Source organism: Phaeovulum molybdatiresistens (assembly GCF_023544865.1).
Lineage (GTDB): Bacteria > Pseudomonadota > Alphaproteobacteria > Rhodobacterales > Rhodobacteraceae > Pontitalea.
Map to the genome: position 1 here is coordinate 20,462 of NZ_JAMJFX010000025.1, position 18,536 is coordinate 38,997.

The 18,536-nt window shown below is 62.3% G+C and carries 13 protein-coding genes; 5 read left to right on the plus strand and 8 right to left on the minus strand.

The window, feature by feature from the left end:
- Positions 1-45 precede the first annotated feature (45 nt).
- From MXB90_RS14555 to MXB90_RS14570, 4 genes are all read right to left on the minus strand, one after another.
- On the minus strand, positions 46-1,545 hold the full coding sequence (locus MXB90_RS14555; protein WP_250046114.1) for an ABC transporter substrate-binding protein: 1,500 nt from the start codon (positions 1,543-1,545) through the stop codon (positions 46-48).
- A gap of 293 nt (positions 1,546-1,838) precedes the next feature.
- On the minus strand, positions 1,839-3,902 hold the full coding sequence (locus tag MXB90_RS14560) for an ABC transporter ATP-binding protein (protein WP_250046115.1): 2,064 nt from the start codon (positions 3,900-3,902) through the stop codon (positions 1,839-1,841).
- On the minus strand, positions 3,899-4,747 hold the full coding sequence (locus tag MXB90_RS14565; RefSeq protein WP_250046116.1) for an ABC transporter permease: 849 nt from the start codon (positions 4,745-4,747) through the stop codon (positions 3,899-3,901). The genes MXB90_RS14560 and MXB90_RS14565 overlap by 4 nt, the downstream gene beginning before the upstream one ends.
- The gene (locus MXB90_RS14570; RefSeq protein WP_250046117.1) at positions 4,747-5,661 is read right to left on the minus strand and encodes an ABC transporter permease; all 915 of its coding nucleotides are present in this window, start codon (positions 5,659-5,661) and stop codon (positions 4,747-4,749) included. Before MXB90_RS14570 ends, MXB90_RS14565 begins: the two co-directional genes overlap by 1 nt.
- A 258-nt stretch (positions 5,662-5,919) precedes the next feature.
- Here MXB90_RS14570 and MXB90_RS14575 point away from each other — a divergent pair, with 258 nt between their 5' ends.
- Positions 5,920-6,972, plus strand: coding sequence for a zinc-binding dehydrogenase (locus tag MXB90_RS14575; RefSeq protein ID WP_250046118.1), 1,053 nt, complete (start codon positions 5,920-5,922; stop codon positions 6,970-6,972).
- A gap of 10 nt (positions 6,973-6,982) precedes the next feature.
- The gene (locus tag MXB90_RS14580) at positions 6,983-8,479 is read left to right on the plus strand and encodes an aldehyde dehydrogenase family protein (RefSeq protein WP_250046119.1); all 1,497 of its coding nucleotides are present in this window, start codon (positions 6,983-6,985) and stop codon (positions 8,477-8,479) included.
- A gap of 96 nt (positions 8,480-8,575) precedes the next feature.
- Here the strand turns inward: MXB90_RS14580 and MXB90_RS14585 are convergent, their stop codons facing one another.
- On the minus strand, positions 8,576-9,949 hold the full coding sequence (locus MXB90_RS14585) for a phenylacetate--CoA ligase family protein (RefSeq protein WP_250046120.1): 1,374 nt from the start codon (positions 9,947-9,949) through the stop codon (positions 8,576-8,578).
- A 58-nt stretch (positions 9,950-10,007) separates the two neighbouring features.
- Positions 10,008-11,516 (minus strand): ABC transporter substrate-binding protein, encoded by a 1,509-nt coding sequence (locus tag MXB90_RS14590; RefSeq protein ID WP_250046121.1) that lies wholly within the window; start codon positions 11,514-11,516, stop codon positions 10,008-10,010.
- Positions 11,517-11,654: 138 nt separating this feature from the next.
- Here MXB90_RS14590 and MXB90_RS14595 point away from each other — a divergent pair, with 138 nt between their 5' ends.
- Positions 11,655-12,479, plus strand: coding sequence for a cupin domain-containing protein (locus MXB90_RS14595; RefSeq protein ID WP_250046122.1), 825 nt, complete (start codon positions 11,655-11,657; stop codon positions 12,477-12,479).
- Between the two features lie 69 nt (positions 12,480-12,548).
- Entirely contained in the window at positions 12,549-13,451 is a 903-nt protein-coding gene (locus tag MXB90_RS14600; protein WP_250046123.1) for an amidohydrolase family protein, read from the plus strand.
- Between the two features lie 59 nt (positions 13,452-13,510).
- Here MXB90_RS14600 and MXB90_RS14605 read toward each other — a convergent pair whose 3' ends face one another.
- Positions 13,511-15,076 (minus strand): FAD-binding oxidoreductase, encoded by a 1,566-nt coding sequence (locus tag MXB90_RS14605; RefSeq protein WP_250046124.1) that lies wholly within the window; start codon positions 15,074-15,076, stop codon positions 13,511-13,513.
- A 171-nt stretch (positions 15,077-15,247) separates the two neighbouring features.
- Between MXB90_RS14605 and MXB90_RS14610 the strand changes: the two genes are divergently transcribed.
- Positions 15,248-16,822: an alpha/beta fold hydrolase gene (locus tag MXB90_RS14610; RefSeq protein ID WP_250046125.1), complete on the plus strand. Its 1,575-nt coding sequence runs from the start codon at positions 15,248-15,250 to the stop codon at positions 16,820-16,822.
- A 358-nt stretch (positions 16,823-17,180) separates the two neighbouring features.
- Here the strand turns inward: MXB90_RS14610 and MXB90_RS14615 are convergent.
- Positions 17,181-18,536: dihydroorotase (locus MXB90_RS14615; RefSeq protein ID WP_250046126.1), on the minus strand; the 1,356-nt coding region annotated here is incomplete at its 5' end.

The window sequence follows — 18,536 nt, forward strand, 5'->3', positions numbered from 1 at the left end:
CTGCAAAGGGGGAAGGCCCGGCCAGGCGACCGGGCCTGATCGGGATCAGCGGAATTCGTAAAGCCTCACGAAACCATCCGGCCAGGCCTCATAGCCCAGATCCTTCTTCATGCCGACAGCGAAGAACTCGTCATACAGGGGCACGTTGTCACGGTCCTCTGCCCCGATCTTGAAGATGCGGCTGATGATCTCGGCCTGCTTGACCGGGTCGCGTTCACGCTTCTGTTCGGCGACCAGCGCATCGATTTCCGGGTTCAGACGATAGACGCGACCGCCGGTGCTATACATCGAGGTCAGGATCGTATCGGCGTGATACTGGGTCGAGCCATAGGCGAACATGTAAAGACTGGGAAAGGCCGTCTGGGTCCACTGCGGGAAGAAGGCGGTGAATTCGGCCGGGCGCAGTTCGACTTTCAGCCCCGCTTCGGTCAGATAGCCCGCGATCGCCTGAGCGATCTCGTTGGCCAGAACGAAGTTGTTGCTGGGATAGTCGAAGAGGATCGGCTCTCCAGCATAGCCGGATTCAGCCACCAACTGCTTGGCGCGTGCCATATCCTGCTTGGTCGCGACGAATTCGGGATTATAGCCTACGTTGTTCGGCGGAATCATCATGCCGGTCGCCCGGCCTAGACCGCGCAGAAGGCCCTGGGTGATCGCTTCGCGGTCGATGGCGATGTCGATCGCTTCGCGGATCTTGGGGTTGTCCAACGGCGCCGCGTTGGAGTTGAAGCCAAGGAACATCACGCGCGAGCCTGGAACAGTCTTGACCTCGATCCCGTCATTGCGGGCCAGCGTATCCACAAGCGCGGGGGGCAGCGTGGTGACCAGATCCACCTCGCCCGACATCAGCGCGGTGGCGCGGCTGGCCTCGGCGGGGATCGGGCGGAAGACAGCCTTCTTCACTTCGGGCGCGCCGCCCCAATACTTGTCGAACGCCTCCAGCTCCAGCCGGTCATCCTTGACCCAGTTGACCACCTTGTAGGGGCCGCTACCAATCGGAGCCTTGGCATAGCCCTCTTCGCCGACCTTGGTGTGGTAGTCCTTCGGCATAACGTTGATGAAGCTGATCTGCCGTTCGAAGATAGAATAGGGCTGGTTGAGCGTAAATTCGATCGTGTGGTCGTCGATCGCCTTCACGCTGTCAACAAGCCGCAGGAAGGTGCGGGTCGGTGATTTCGGGTTGTCCAGGATGTAGCGCGCAGTGAATTCCACGTCGTGGGCCGTCACCGGGCTGCCATCATGGAACAGCGCATCGGTGCGCAGCTTGAACGTCCATTTCAGAAGGTCATCCGAGGCCGTCCATTCGGTCGCCAGGCGCGGACCGATCTTGCCGTCCTTGCCGATCACGGTCAGCTGGTCAAAGACGTTGAGGCGGTAGTTGAAACCCAGCGGCGAAGTGTCATCGCTGGGCACCAGCGACGGGAAGTCACCTGGCAAGGCAATGGTCAGCGTTTCAGGAGCCGCGAAGACCTGATGGGCCGGCACAAGAAGGCCGGTGGCAATGGCAAGTGCGGCTGCGCCTTGCCGCAAGCGGTGCATGAACATGTGGAAGGTATCCTCCTATTGAACCTCTAGGAAAGTTGCCACACGCCGTTTCTGGACCGGTTCTGATCGTGGCAATGGTTCTCTTGGACCCTGCAGATAAAACTGGGGCCAAGGAAAGAGTTCCACCAGTGTAAACAGTTGTCAATCAGCAATGTCCCGATTCTGCGTCTTGTTACGATGGCCAAACGATCAGATTGAAAAATTAAAGCCCTGACCGCCGAAAGCATCCGGCGGTCAGGGCCTGCTTCGGCCTTGCCGAAAGGCAACCCCGTCAAGGCACGGGTGCCCATGTTTCAACTGGCAAGCTTTGCCGGGTTGCTCAGCTCCTCGGCGCGCAGACAGGCGCTTTGGTGATGCGGGCGCGTCCTTTCAATCAGCTCAGGCTCGGACTGGGCACAGGAGGCCACGGCATGACGACACCGGCTGCGGAAGGCACAACCAGAGGGCGGCGACAGTGGGTTGGGCAGATCGCCCGCCAGCAAGATGCGTTCGCCACGCTCAGCCTCGGGGACGTGGTGCCGCGGGATCGCGGACAGCAACGCCTGAGTGTAGGGGTGTTCAGGGTTCTCGAACACCTCGCGCACCGATCCGTATTCGATGATCCGGCCCAGATACATCACTGCCACATCGTCCGAGATGTGCCGCACCACCGACAGGTCGTGTGAGATAAACACATAGGTCAGCCCGAATTCTGCCTGAAGATCGCGCAGCAGGTTGATGACCTGCGCTTGGATCGACACGTCCAGCGCGGAAACGGCCTCGTCCAGGATCAGCACATCGGGTTGCAGCGCCAGCGCGCGGGCAATAGCGATACGCTGACGCTGACCGCCCGAGAACTGGCCCGGACGGCGCAGCAACGCCTCAGGGCCAAGGCCGACATGGGCCAAAAGCTCGTTCACGCGTGCGGCGTCGTAGCAGTCGTGAATCCGCATCGGCTCAGCGATGATGTCGTGCACGGTCATGCGCGGGTCCAGCGAGGAATAGGGATCCTGGAACACCACCTGCAAGTTCCGCCGGGCCGAGCGCAGCGCACTGCCTTGCATCGTCAGCAGCGGCTTGCCGTTGAGCATGACCTGCCCGCCCGAGGCCTCCATAAGGCGCAGCAACACCCGCGCCAGCGTGGATTTGCCACAACCTGACTCGCCCACAAGACCCAAAGTGCGGCCCTTTAGGATGTCGAAGGAGATGCCGCGCAGCGCCTTCATCTTGGCGCGCCGCCCCAGGAACCCGCGCGAGACGTCAAATTCCTTTTGCAGATCCTGCACCGACAGGATCGGTTCGGCCGCCTGACGCAGGGCGCTGTCGTCAACCTCGTCCAGAACCACGCGGGCGGCGGCCTGCGCCTTAGCCCAGCTTTCGGTTTCCTCAGCGTAATGGCAGGCCGAATGGCGCCCTTCAGGCATCGACCGCAGCGTGGGCCGGGCGTGGGTGCAGGCATCGCGGTCGCGGGACATTTCACAGCGGGTCGAGAAGGCGCAGCCCTTGGGCCGCTTGTCCGGCGCGGGCACGAAACCAGGGATGGAATAAAGCCGATCAACCTTTTGGTCCACGCGCGGAAGGCTTGCGATCAGGCCCGCGGTATAGGGATGCTGCGGCGCGCCAAAAACCTGTTCGGTGGTGCCGGTCTCGACCAGACTGCCCGAATACAGCACGCCGATGCGGTCGGCATGTTCCGCCACCAGCCCAAGATCATGCGAGATCAAGATCATCGCCGCACCAGTGCGTTCGCGCACCTCGCGCAAAACGTCCATCACCTGCGCCTGAATGGTCACGTCGAGCGCGGTCGTCGGCTCGTCCGCGATCAGCAGGTCGGGTTCGTTGGCCATCGCGATGGCAATCACAACGCGCTGGCGCATCCCGCCCGAGAACTCGTTGGGGAACTGGTCATAGCGCTGTTCGGGGTTGGGGATGCCAACCTGGCGAAACAGCTCAATCCCGCGGGCGCGGATCTGCTTCGCGCTCAGGCCCGGGTTGTGCAGGCGGATCGCCTCGTCAACCTGCTTGCCCACGCGGATCACCGGGTTCAGCGCGGTCATCGGATCCTGGAACACGATGGCCATTTTCTTCCCGCGCACCTGGCGCATGCCATTGAAATCCAGTTCCGTCAGTTCCTGGCCGCGCAGCACGATCGTGCCCTGCGTCATCCGCAGCGGCAAGGGCAGCAGGCCCAGAACGGCCATCATGGTCAGACTTTTGCCCGAGCCGGATTCACCCACCAGCGCAAAAACCTCGCTTTCCATGATGTCAAACGAGACATCATCGACAAGATTGCAGGTGCCATTACCCACCGGCACCTGGATAGTCAGATTGCGGACGCTAAGCAGAACCTTCTGGTCTGAGGCAGCGGGTTTATTCATCCCTTGATCCTTTCGGGAAGGTCAACCGAGTCGTTTTCGCTGGTAAACGCCTGCGATAGGAACTGAAGGCTGGCGACCAGCACGAACAGCGCGATGGAGGGCAGAACCGCCAGATAGGGCGCAAGCTCCAGGTAGGTCTGGCCCTCGGACACCATCATACCCCAGCTAGGCAGCGGCGGTTGCACCCCAAGCCCTAGATAAGACAGTGAGGCCTCCATCACGACGATCTGACCGAATTCATATGAGCCCACGATCATCATCTGCGGCAAGACGTTGGGCAAAAGATGCTTGCGGATGTTCCAGGTCGCGGTAGACCCCTGCGCCCGGGCCGCCAGCACAAACTCGCGCTCGCGCAGCGACAGCGCCATGCCGCGGGCGACGCGGCCATAGGCAACCCAGCTGGTAATGCCCAAGATCACAGCCAACATCCAGGGGCTCGGCCCCAAAATAGCAGCCATCACGATCAACAGCAGGATGCGCGGGATCGACAACTGAAGGTCGGCCAGCCCCATGATGACCATCTCGACCGGGCCTCGGAAATAGCCCGCGATCAGCCCCAGTGTAACGCCGATCACCAAGCTGACCATCACCGCCCCTGCACCGATCGCGAACGACACCTGACCCGCCAGCGCCAACCGGCTGAGCATGTCACGCCCCAGCTGGTCGGTGCCCAGCAGATAATAGCGCCCGTCAAAGCTGGACCCGCCAGGAGGCAGCAGCCCGGCCGCCAGGTTTTGTCCGTAGGGGTCATAAGAGGGCAGCATCGTGACGCCAAAGATGAACAACAGCGTCAGGACCAACATCAGAAGGGCGAAGTAGCCCGAGAACGAAAGGCGGGACAGCATCAGAACCTCACACGCGGATCGAGAACGCTGTAAAGGAGGTCCACGATCAGGTTGATGACGACGAAGATGAGAGACAACAAAAACACACCGGCGATGATAACCGGGAAGTCGCGCTGGCTGACGGATTGCACTATCAGACGCCCGACTCCGGGCCAGCTGAACACTGTTTCCGTCACCACAGCACCGCCCAGCAGAAGGCCCAGGTTTATGCCCGCCACGGTGACGATGGGCAGCAGCGCATTGGGCAACATGTGCTGGAAGATCACCTGGAGCCGACCCTGCCCCTTCGCATAGGCGGTCCGGACATAGTCCTGCCGCTGCTCGGTGGCGAGGGAGGCGTTGAACAGCCGCAAATAGAGCGCCAGTTCATACGACCCAAGCGTTAGCGCAGGCAGCACCAGATGTTGCCAGCTGCCCCGGCCAAGCGATGGCAGCCAGCCCAAGCCGACCGAAAACACCAGGATCATCAGCAGACCGAAAGAGAACACCGGGAATGCTTGACGGGCCAGCGCGATCCACATGATCGCCTCGCGCAGCCAGACCTTGCGCGTGATTCTCATGATCGTGCCCAGGATCAGCGCCAAGCCGATCCCGACCGCAAACGAGGTCAGCGCCAACTCCAGCGTGGCCGGGACCCGCTCTAGCACCAGCGACATCGCGGGCGAATTCTGCCGGATCGAATTGCCAAAGTCGCCCTGCAGCGCATTGCCTATGAATTCAAGATATTGCACCCAAATTGGCCGGTTCAGACCCATCGCGTCGCGGATGGCGGCGATATCCTCTTGCGTGGCATCCGCAGACAGCAGCAGCAGAGAGGGATCGCCTGACAGACGCACAAGGAAGAACGCCACGGTGACCACACCGAAAACCGTGAGGATGGACTGCAATATCCGCTTCGTGATGAAGTAAAGCATGTGGACCCTCGGTTAGGAAGGCGAAGCCGCCCGTTGATTGCACGGCCTTCTGTTCGGACCGGAACGTGTTGACGCTACGGGGCATGGCGACATCTGTCAACAGTTTGCACTAAAAGATCGTTCTTGTCCTCAGCCACATCGACCGCGCGCTGCAAAATCTGTTGACAGATGACTGTTGCCTAGCGAATGTCCAGCATCACCACGCAAGGATCGGATCACGAAATGAAAGCTGCAGTCATTTGGCAAGCCGGGCAAGAGATGACGTTTGAGAACGTCAGCATCAACAAGCCGGGCCCCCGCGAGGTGCTGATTCGGACCGCCTATGCCGGCGTCTGCCATTCGGACCTTCACTTTGCCGACGGAACCTATCCCTACCCCGTGCCCTTTGTGCCTGGCCACGAATCCGCCGGGGTCGTCGAGCAGGTCGGTTCGGAAGTCACCCACGTAAAGCCGGGCGACCATGTCGTCACCTGCCTATCGGTGTTCTGCGGCTGCTGCCCGCAATGCACCACCGGCCACCCAAACCTGTGCGAAGACACCTCGGTCAAGCTTGCACCGGGCGTCGCGCGCCGCCTGACGCTGGAAGACGGCTCCCTTCTGCATCAGTTCTCAAACCTGTCATCCTTCGCCGAGCAGATGCTGGTGCATGAAAACGCCGTGGTGAAGATCGACAAGGATCTGCCGCTGGACCGTGCCGCTCTGGTGGGCTGTGGTGTTTTGACGGGCTTTGGCGCCGTGACCAATGCCGCGCAAGTGGAACCGGGTTCGACCGTGGTTGTGATCGGCTGCGGCGGTGTAGGTCTATCGGCGGTCTCGGGCGCGGCGCTGACCGGCGCGGGCCGGATCATCGCGGTCGACATGCTCGACACCAAACTGGACCTGGCCAAGAAACTAGGCGCGACCGACGTCATCAACGCCAAGGACACCGACCCGGTGGCCAGCGTGATGGAGATGACCAAGGGCGGCGCGCATTACACCTTCGAGGCGCTTGGCATGAAGCGCACCGCGACGCAGGCCTTCGACATGCTGCGTCCCGGCGGCACCGCCACGCTGATCGGCATGTTCAAACCCGGCGAGAAACTGGAGTTCGAGGGCTCTATGTTCATCAAAGACCGCAAAATCCGCGGCTCGTCCATGGGCTCGAACCGGTTTCGCGTCGATATTCCGAACATCCTAAATTACTATCGGCAGGGCCGTATGGAACTGGATCACCTGATCTCCAGCCATATCCCGCTGACACAACTCAACGAGGCGTTCGCAAACCTGCGGACTGGCGGCACCGTCCGTCAGGTCGTCGATTTCTCGCTGTGAGGGCCGTAGAATGACTGATCTTCCGCAAAACCTGCCGGCCGAGGCAACCGCTTGGCTGGCCCGCAAGCAGGGCATGTTCATCAACGGCGAACTGGTCCAAGCCGAAGCGGGCGAGACCGCCGCGATCCAAGACCCCGGCCGTGACGTGACCCTGACCGAGGTGCCCAAGGGCACTGCCACCGATGTGGACCGCGCGGTGGCTGCGGCTCGGGCCGCTTTTGAAACCGGGCCATGGCGGCGGATGAAGCCCAACGAACGCTCAAAGCTGATTTGGCGGCTGGCCGAGGCGCTGGAAGCCCGCATCGAGATGATCGCGCATATCGAGTCGCTCAACGTCGGCTTGCCGATTGCGGCGGCGCGGATGGGTGCCGTGGGCTCGTCAGCGGACCTTCTGCGCTATTCGGCGGGCTGGGCCACCAAGCTGACCGGCGAAACGATCCCGGTATCCTCACCCGGAGAATGGCACGCCTACACGCTGCGCGAACCCGTGGGCGTGGTCGGCCAGATCGTCCCGTGGAACGGGCCGCTGATGATGGCGGTCTGGAAACTCGCGCCAGCGCTGGCGGCGGGCTGCACGGTGGTTCTAAAACCCGCTGACCTGACACCCCTGACCGCGATCATCTTGGCTGAGTTGTGCGTCGAGGTGGGTATTCCACCGGGCGTGCTGAACGTTGTGACGGGCGGCGCCGATGTGGGTGCGGCGATGGCCTCGCATCCGGGCATCGACAAGATCGCCTTCACCGGGTCGACCCAGGTTGGTCGCGCGATCGCGCGTGCGGCAGCGGAATCGAACCTCAAACGGGTGTCGCTGGAACTAGGCGGCAAAAGCCCAGTCATCATCTTCCCCGATGCCGATCTCGAACAGGCGATCATCGGGGCTGGCGTGGCGATCTTTTCCAACGCCGGGCAGATCTGCACCTCCGGTTCGCGGCTGTATGTCCATGCCGACGTCTATGACCGTGTCGTCGCCGGCGTGGCCGATTATGCGCGCAGCCTCAAGGTCGGCTATGGCCTGACCGAGGGCAGCCAGATGGGGCCGTTGATCTCGGCCGGGCATCTGGACCGCGTAGCCGGCATGACCGAACGCGGCATCACCGAGGGCGCCGAGGTGGTTGCCGGCGGCGCGCGGATCGAGGGCGCGGGGCACTTCTTCCAGCCGACCGTTCTGGCCTGCTCGCGGCCCAGCCTATCCGTCGCACGCGAGGAAATCTTCGGTCCGGTCCTGAGCGTGATGCGCTTCGAGAACGACGATCTGGACGCCATCGCCTCCGAGGCTAACAATTCGATCTACGGCTTGGCCGCCTCGATCTGGACGCGCGACCTGTCGCGCGCGCACCGGCTGGCAGCGCGGGTCCGGGCGGGAACGATCGGCATCAACCGGCATTTCGTGGGCGACAGCGCTCTGCCCTTCGGCGGGTTCCGCCAATCGGGCTGGGGCCGCGAACGCGGCAAGGAAGTGTTCGAAAGCTACCTTGAAACCAAAGCCATTGCCGCGGCGCTGGCCTGAACATCTTCCCCAGCCTTCGGGCCGGGGATTTTGCCCACGACAAATGCAAAGGCCCGCCAGTCTGGCGGGCCTTTCACATGTCGAACGTCAACGAGATCAGCGCGTCTGGCGCTGATCGACGATGCGGCGCGGTTTGGCCATGGTGATCGGATCATAGATCTCGCTGCGGTCCACTATCTCGACTTCAGCACGCATATTGGTCAGCGCACGGACCTCAGCCACCACACGTTCCGCCAGATCGTGATGCGCCGCCTGACCCGGCGCGATACGGATGATGAAGCGATCCATCGAGAACGGATCGGCGGGATCTTCCGAGGCGATAACGATCTGGTATTCATCCAGATGCGGCATCTTGTCGAGTTCCCCCTTGAGGTTGCCAAGATTGACCAGAACGCCACGGATTTTGATGACATCGCCGGTGCGCATCGTGTTCGACGAGAGCCGCGGCGCGGACCGACCGCAATGCGGGCAAACCGAATGGTCCATAGAGCCCAGATCACCTACCTTATAGCGTAGGAACACCGTGCCCCGACGGTTCAGGTGCGAGAACGCCAGCATCCCTTGTTCGCCGTCTGGCAGGCGCTTGCCTGTATCTTCGTTGATGATCTCGTGGAACAGCTGATCGGGGAAGCCCGAATGGAAGCCCGAGCCTTCGCAGCATTCGATCATGGTGCCGCCCTGCTCAGTTGAGCCGTAGCGGTTCACTACCAGCGTATCGGCGGCGCCCAGCTGGCGCATGCGCTGGCGGAAATCCTCGCGCATTGCAGGCGAGGACGCCTCGCCCGTGGTCATGATCATGCGCAGAGCGGTGAAATCGGCGCCCATCTCGATGGCGCGGATCATCACTCGACGGACGAATCCCGCCACGCCCCACAACACCGTCGCTCGGTGCCGCGCGATGGTTTCGACAGCGCTGTCCAAACTGCGGTTGATCGGGAACATCACATCGGATCGACCCGTATGGGCATACATGATCGTGGCGCCGACGGCGGCGATCTCGTCCACGGCGCGGGAATAAGCACCCAGCGGGAAGCTGGTCAACGGGAACAGGTTGCAGACGCGATCGGTAGATTTCAGCCCGATCAGATCCTGGCGTTCCTGGAAGCCGAAGGTATAGGCGGCCTGGTCATGCGAGGTAACATAGATCGGCGCGGGTCGGCCCGTCGTGGTGCCCGTCGTATAGATGACCTTGGTCAGCAGGCCCTCGTGCAAGGGTAGACCCTCGGGTCGCAGGCGGAAGGCTTCAGGATCGGCGAGAAAATCGTATTTCGAGGAGGGCGGAAGAATCTCCAAATCGTCAACCGACTGGATATGCCGCGGTTCGATTCCCTCGCGCCGCATCAGCGCGCTGTAATAGGGGCTGTGTTCGTAGCATAGGGCGACCTGCTGCGAGATCAGCCGGTTCTGAAGGTTGCGCAGCGCGGCAGGCGACACACGCAGCAGATCGGGCAAAGTGAAATTTTGAATCATCGTTCAGGCCGCTAGAAGGAAAAGGAAGCGGCAGGGCCGTAGCCCTGCCGTGTGGGACTTACTGGAAGTCGTAGAGGCGGATGAAGCCATCCGGCCAGGGGTTATATTCGATCGAGGGCTGCATGCCGTAGGCCTGCATCTCGTCATACAGCGGCAGGTGCCAGCGGTTCGCATTCGAACGCTTGAAGGCGTCCGACAACATTTCTTGTTGCTTGGCCGGGTCTGCCTCGGCCTTTGCGGCGTTCACCAAGCGATCGATTTCCTCGTCGACCTCATAGGCGTGGGAACCCTTGGTAAACATCGTCGTCAGCACGGTTTCGGCATGATACTGTGAGGAACCGAAGGCGAAGAAATAGGCGCTATCCACCTTAGCTTGCAGCCATACCGGGAAGAACGCTGTAAACTCCATCGGCTTCAGCTCGACCTTCAGACCCACTTCGGTCATGTATCCCGCGATTGCCTGAACCACCTCGTTCGCCATGGCGATATTGTTGGAGGGATACTGGATCGAGATCGTCTCGCCCTTGTAGCCGGCCTCTGCCACCAGCTGTTTGGCCTTTTCCGGGTCGAAGGCGGTCGGGGTCAAGGTCGGGTCATAACCGATGTTCATCGGCGGGACGAGAATGCCTGTGGGCTTGCCCAGGCCACGCAGAAGCTGCTCGGCAATTGCGTTACGGTTGATAGAAACGTCGATCGCCTCACGGATCTTGGGATCGTTCAGCGGCGCGACGGTGGAATTGAAAGCCAGGAAGATCGTCCGGAAGCCCTGCGCCACGCCTGTCTTGACTTTGTCCGACCGCTCCAGCTGCGCCAGCAGCGACGGCGGCAGCGAGGGAACCAGATCTACTTCGCCCGACAGTAGCGCGGTGGCGCGGCTGGCTTCGGCGGGAATTGGGCGGAAGGTCGCGGTCTTGATCGCGGGGGCGCCACGCCAGTAATCGGGATTTGCCTCCAGAACGAAGCGGTCGTCCTTGACCCATTCCACTAGCTTATAGGGTCCGGTGCCGACCGGCTTGGTGGCATAACCATCGTCGCCCACCTTGTCGTGGTAGTCGCGCGACATGATGTTTACGTAAGAAATCTGACGGAAGAACAGCGAATAAGGCTGGATCAGCGTGAAGCGCACGGTGAGGTCATCGACGGCCTCGACCTTTTCGACCAGCCGGACATAGGTGCGCAGCGGGGTCTTTTCATCGGCCAGCACACGCTCGATCGTGAACACGACGTCATCGGCGGTGAACTCGCTGCCATCATGGAACTTGACGCCGGGACGTAGCTTGAAGGTCCAGGTCTTCAGGTCTTCCGAAGATTCCCAGCTCTCTGCCAGACGGCCACGCATCTGGCCGTCACGCTGCAGCTCGGTCAGCGCATCGTAGACGTTCAGGCGATAGTTGAAACCCAGCGGCGAGGTGTCCTTGCTCGGGTCAAGGCCCGGAAGGTCGCCCGGCAAGGCAACGGTCAGCTTTTCAGGGGCTGCCATGGCGGCACCTGCGCCCCCCAGCAGCAGCGCGGCGACGGCGACGTTCCGCAGGGCGCCAAGCGTTGTCGATATGTAACTCATTTTCATGGACCTCCACTGTGACGTGCGCAAATGGCTCCCACCATCTGTCAGCAGATCAAAAATTATCCTAGACAGGGGTCTGATAACTGTAAACAGTTTTCTTTGAGCGAATTTCGCTCATAAACTGTCGACAAGGGACTGACCATGCGTGAACATATCGATTTCATTCAATCCCAAGTTCTGCCCTGGTTGGACGGAGCGGAAATAGGCCTGCCCAACGCAACTTTCAGACTTCTCAGCCGCGAGGACGCGGGGCCAGATATCAGCGTCCTGCTGCGCATTCCTGAAGGCAGCAAGCAGGATCTGGTCGCCCAGGGCACAGACACCGAGGTCTATGTGCTTGAAGGGCGCGCGACCCTCAACGATGATGAGTTCGGGCCGCATGACTATGCGTTCTTCGCCAATGGCACCCCATCGGTGCGACTGATCGCTCAGACGGAAACAGTTCTGCTACTGTTTCGCTCGGCCTCTCAGGCCACTGCGGACACATCCGCCGAAGCTGTCGCTGCCCGCACAGTGGCGCGGATACCACTGGCAGATGCCGATTGGGACGGGGACTTCCAGCGCTTTGGCTTGGAAAGCATGCGGTCGGGCGCGCGGATGAAGGTCCTGCGGCTGGACCCGGCGGATGGCAACACCACTTATATCACCTCGACCTTTGCTTTCCGGCGCGGGTCGCGCGCGGAACGCCACCCGATTGCGCAAGAATTCTACATGCTGGCAGGGGAACTGGCAGGCCCCTTGGGCATCATGCAGGCGGGCGCCTATTGCTATCGCCCTGCGATGGCTATTCACGGCCCCTACGGGTCCTACACTGGGGCGCTTATCCTGTTCCGCTCGCAAGGCGGCGAGCAAGCGACTTACTGGGAGGACACCGATCCCTTCAGCTACAACCCGCCCTTCCGACCGATTCTGCCCGACCGTCTGGCGGCCTTGTCGCGCCCCGGACCGCGCCCCCGAGCGTGGTAGATTTGCAAACTGTTGACAGATAGCGATTCATGCTATCATTTACCTCATATCCCAGAAGATAGGTTAGCTATGTCGCAAACTCCTTTCGCTTTCGATCCCACCAAGACCCAGGATGGTTACGGTGCCATTGACATCGTGGTGAACTACTACACCCCTGAAATTCTGGCCGAAGGCCGCGCTCCCACCGATGAAAACTTCCGCAATCAGGTCCGCATGGACGGCGACAACCGCCGCGGCCTGACCGCCGAGGAATATATCGAAAAGATGGACCGCGCCGGGATCGAGCGGTCGTTCCTGATCGCCACCCGCTGTGGGGATCGCCGGATGTCGACCTCGACCGAAATCCCTTATGAATACATCCACAAGGCATGCCAAGAATATCCCCATCGCTTCAGCGGACTGGCCGGTATCGACCCGCTGCGCGGGATCTCTGGGCTGAAGGAACTGGATGTCGCGGTCAAGGAATACGGCTTTGTCGGCGCCCACCTTTACCCGCACTGGTTCGGCCAATCGCCCGATGCGGCGATCTACTATCCCTACTACGCCCGCTGCGCCGAACTAGGTATTCCGATCATGATGCAGGTCGGTCAGTGCCTGATCTATCGTGATGACTGCCGGCTTGCCACCGTGGCCCGGCCGATGGCTCTGGACCGGATCGCCATCGACTTCCCGGAACTGACGATCATTGGCATTCACCTCGGCTATCCGTGGGTGGACGAGATGATCTCGGTCGCGAACAAGCACAAGAACGTCTACATGGCCGGCGACGCCTATGCGCCCAAATTCTGGGGCCCGGCGGCGGTGCATTACGCCAACACCTACGGTCAGGACAAATTCCTGTTCGGCACCGACTATTGGGTGATCGACCCCGAGCGCGCGATGAACGAGGTGCATGACCTCGACTTCCGCCCCGCGGCCAAGCGCAAGATCCTGCGCGACAATGCGATGCGGATCTTCAACCTCAAGGATTGATCCCGCGAAAAGAAGAACCCCGGCAGGTCATCCTGCCGGGGTTCTTCTTTTCTACCACCTCAGCCGACGAAGACGTTGCCGGTGTTGATGATCCCGTCCGGGTCCAGCCGCGCCTTCAGGTCGCGCAGCAGGCCCGCGGTTTCGGGAAGGCGCGTTTCCAGATAGGGATATTTCTTGCCAATCTGCATGTGAACGCCGCCAAGCGCGCGCCATTCCTGCAGGATTTCGGCGGACAGCTGCTCCAGCACGGCGCGCGAAGCGGGATTGTCCTCGCGTTTACGGACCTTTGAGGGGTCCGACATGTAATGCGTGTGGATCGGCAGCGGCGCATCCCCCCAGCGCAGGAGGGTTTCCACCCCTACCGCCGTGGGGCCGTGGGTCGAGAGCAGATAGCCGCGGTCGATGCCGGCCGCCTTCATCGCCCCGGCGTTGCGCTCGAATATCCGCTCGGTCACCTCGAAACACTTCGCGCCCAGCGAGTTCGGCACCACCACATGCAGCCAATTCATCCGCTTGCCCGAAGGAGTCAGCAGCGAATCCATCGGCGGGAACGGCATCGCCCGTAGCGCGCGCGGGATCGACGAGGGCAGCTCGCGCCCGCCGCAGCTCGCCGCGATCTGGCGCACGCGACGAATGCGCGACTGGGCATCGGCGGTGTCGCGCCCCTCGCAGACCACGTTCATCAGATAGCCGTCGCCCTTGGCAAAGCGCCGCCCGTTCAGCGCGATCGTCGCGCCGTTGCGCAGCGCCTGCACCACGCCGCCGCTGTTGCGCATGATCTTCCACAAGAGGCCGACATCCTTGGTCAGCCCCTCGCTGGCCAGCCGTGCGCGAGCTGAGAACGGGTCCATCCCCTGACATTCGGTCGCCAGCATCTCGGCGCCGATGCGGCCCATCGCCTCCATCTGCTTTTTCGGATCGGCGAAGGAGAAGGTGCCATAGCCCATCGCCTGCGCGGCCGGAATCAGCACCAGCGTGATTTCCACCTTGATCCCGAAAGCGCCGGTGTCGCCCAGGAACGGGCCGGTCAAGTCGGGGCCATAGTTGCGGAAGAACGGCGCCGTCGGCTCGGTCGAGGCCGCCGCCCCCGTGGTCAGCACCTCGCCGGTGCCGGTGACGACCTTCAGCCCCAACACCGATTCCGCCGAACCGCCCCGAGAGGCCGAGCCGAAGAACTTTGCCCCCTGCGACACCGAGGCACCGACCGTCGCGAACTGCCCCGAGAACGTGCCCCAGAATGGCGTGGTCAGCCCATGCGGGGCCAGCGCCTCGCGCAGCTGCGACCAGGTCACGCCGGGCTGGACGGTGACAAACCGGTCCTCGACGTTCAGCTCGGTGATCCGGTTCATGCCCTGCATGTCCACCAGAACGGTCCGGTCATTGGGCGCAAGATAGCCCGCACTGTAGGACAGCCCCGCCCCGCGGGTCATTAAGGTCAGCCGCAGCTTGCGCGCCTGGTCTACCAGCGCCAGGACCTGCGCGATCTCGTTCGGCCGAGCAACCGCCAAGGGCAGGTGAAGGGCCCGATAAAAGACATCCGTGCTGTATAGATCCAGTCCGTCCTGCGACAGCTCCAGATCGGGCAGCGCCGCCCGCAGCGATGGGATGGGATCGGTCGCGCTCATGCAAGTCCCCTTTCGCGGCGCTATCGCGCCTGATCAACCAAAGGCGCCGCAACCGCTTCGTGCGAGGGCGCGGCGAGGCCCCTGAAAATGCAGACGAAGAGCCTGTAGACAGGATAGGGGCCGCAATGTAAACTGTCAACAGAACGCAATGAGCAGGACAGAGGACGCGCCATGAACAACCATGCATCCACACCGCAAAGCGAGCTTCGCAAGGGTTTTGTGACGGTCGATGGCAAGGCGCTGCATTACACCGTCACCGGATCGGGCCCGGCCGTGGTCTTGTTGCATGCCTCGCCCTGTTCATCGAGGGTCATGCTGCCCCTGCAACAGGAATGGGCCGACGATTTCACGTGTATCGCCTTTGACCTGCCGGGCTTTGGCCTATCAGAGCCGCTTGATTGCATGCCGCTGAAAACCGAAGACTTGGCCGACGCGATCGCGGGCGGGATGCGGGCGCTCGGGCTGCAGAAGGCGGCGCTTTACGGGCGTCACACCGGAGCGGGCGTGGCCGTGGAAGTGGCGCACCACCATCCCGAATTGGTCACCATGGTTCTGGCAGATGGTTTCCCGATCTTTGCCACCCCCTATTCCGAAGAGCGCCTAGCCGAATACCTGCCCCCCATCACCCCCTCGTGGGAAGGCGGCCACCTGACGTGGACCTGGTATCGTTACCGTGAGCAGCACCTGTTCTGGCCCTGGGATCGCCCCGATGCCGCCCACCGCGCCGATGCCGACATGCCCGACCCGGATTTCCTGCACCGCGGCACTGTCGAGCTTCTTCAGGCCGCAGACACCTATGCGGAAACCTACGCCTCGGCGTTCCGCCATGCGGGGCTGAAGATGATCGGTGCGGTCCGCCCGCCTGTCTGTTATGGCAACCGACCCGGCGACAGCCAGTTCAAGACCATCAAGCTTTATCCGGACACCGCCTGGGTCCATGTCTTCCCGCGCGACCCCAAGGCCGCAGCCCAAGAAGAGCTTGCCATTCTGCGCCAGCACCCCGCGCCAGCCGCACCCGCCCTGCCTCTGGCATCGCTGCAGACCGGACGCGGATATCTGCAGACAGCGGCAGGACCAATGCATCTGCGCATCTGCGGCACGGGCGCTCCTCTGATCTTCTTGCCCGATCTTCCGGGGGGCATTGACCTGCACCTGCCCGAGATTGAGGCACTTGCCGCCGACCATACGGTCTATGCGCTTGACCCCGCCGGCAATGCACATTCTGACCTTCCGGCAAACCAATCCATCAGCCTTTCCCTCTGGGTGGACCAGTTAATCGAGGCGATGGACGTTCTCGGGCTGGATCGGGCGGCGTTCCAGGCAACGGGCACCTCGGCCGCGCTCGCGCTGGCCTTGCAGGAAGAGGCGCCCGGCCGTGTGACAGATGTGAACCTGATCAGCCCGCCGCTTCTGGACAATCCGGTCGATGCGGCTGAGCGTTATGCGCCCGACATCTCGCCCACCGAGGATGGCAGCCACCTGCTACGGCTTTGGCACCATCTGCGCGATCAGGAACTGTGGTTTCCCTGCTTTGACAAACGTCCCGAAACGATCCGCCGCACCGAACCAAGGCTCTCGCCCGACTGGCTGCACCAACAGGCGATCTGCCTGCTGCAACAGCCGCATCTGTATCGGTCGATCTGGCAGGAAGTGCTGGCCTATCCGGTGCGGCAGAAACTGCAGGCTGGGGCACCTTGCAGCGTAACCGAGAAGCCGGAACACCGCTTTTTTGCGCCTCACTGCTAGAGAGCGTATTAATCAATTGGTCTGATCGCCTACTACCCTGAAAAGGGTTAGCACTCTCCGGCTTATAAGACGTCAAAAACCCGGCCGACCACCCGCCAGAGCTTTTCGTAGGTTAGGACCGCGGCTTTTCTAGTCCGCGGCCTAAGCTCGAGAACGACATTTCAATAGGCTCTGAATCGGGGCTGTAGGGCGCTATGGACAGGAACCATACTTCGATTGCAGGGAGAGCCGGGCTGCACTGGGGCTTTTGTGACCTGATAGATTGTCAAGTATTATGGGTCGACCCGATACGTAATATAGGGCCCAGTTGGGCTTCGATATCGAGATCAATGATCTGCGGCGATATAGGCTTGAGCCATCACACCTCATCCCCCAGCTTGCGGCGCTGATAGCGGCCGATGCCGGACGCATCATCGACCAGCGCGCCATTATCCACCACCGCATGACCGCGCACAAAGGTGTGGCGGATCGCGCCCTTGAAGGGCCGCCCCTCATAGATCGAATAGCCCGCCGAGGACACGACATCCTCGCGCCGCAGCACCCATTCGGCATCCAGATCGACCAGCACCAGATCGGCATCCAGGCCCGGCGCGATGCGGCCCTTGGCATGCGACAGGCCCATCAGCCGCGCGGGGGTTTCCGACACAAGCTCGGCGATCCGTTCCAGCGGCAGGCCGCGGGCGTGGTGCCCCTCGGTCAGCAGCACGGGCAGCATCGTTTCCATCCCCGGGCAACCGGGCGAGGCCTTCCAGATCCCGCCCTCTTTCGAACTGGCATCGCGGTGCACGTGATCGGTGGCCACCGTGTCGATATCGCCGTCAAAGATCGCCTGCCACAGCGCCTCGCAATCGGTGGCGGACCGCAGCGGCGGGTTGATCTTGCCCAGATTGCCGCCTGCCCAGCTGACGTCATGGGTCAGGTAATGCGGGCAGGTTTCCAGATAGACCCGGTCGCCCGCCATGCGCCGCGCGGTTGCCGCATCCAGCGCCGCCGCGGACGAGGTATGCACGACATACAGCGGCGCCCCCGCCTGATTGGCCAGGAACGCCGCGCGCTGCACCGCCTCGGCCTCGACAAAGGCGGGGCGGGTGGCGTCCCAGGCGGCCAGACCGCCGCGGCCTTCGGGGTCGCGGTCCATTTCCCGCTTGCGCAGGACCCAGGCGACCTCAATGTTTTCGGGGTGCGGGGCGACCATGCCACCATGCGCCGCCGCATGTTCGGCCAGCCGAAAAAAGAAGCCGTCGTCGATATCGGGCAGGCCCAGACGCGCGCCTTCACCGCCACGGTTGTTCATGAAGATCTTGAGCGTCGGCGCACCGTAATCGGTGATATAGGCCGGAACGCCCTTCAGCTGATCCTCGGTCGAGATGATGAAGTGATAGCCGAAATCGATCCGCGCCCCGGCCTCGGTCACCGAAACGACCTCGTCGAAGATTTCCTCATAGGGGCCGGTGCCCATGAGGTAGGGGATCATGCAGGTGACGCCGCCCTTGGCCGCGCTGGCGGTTTCGCGGTCGGCATCCTCGGGCACGCGGGGGCGGGCGATGTCCTTGCCGTGGCCCAGATGCAGGTGTGCGTCAATCGCGCCGGGCATCACCACAAGGCCTGTGGCATCGACCATGCGCGCCGCCTGCACCGGCGTGCCCGGCGCCAGGATCGCCGCGATCTTGCCGCCCGCCACCGCGATATCACAGGCGGTGCGCCCGGTGCCGGG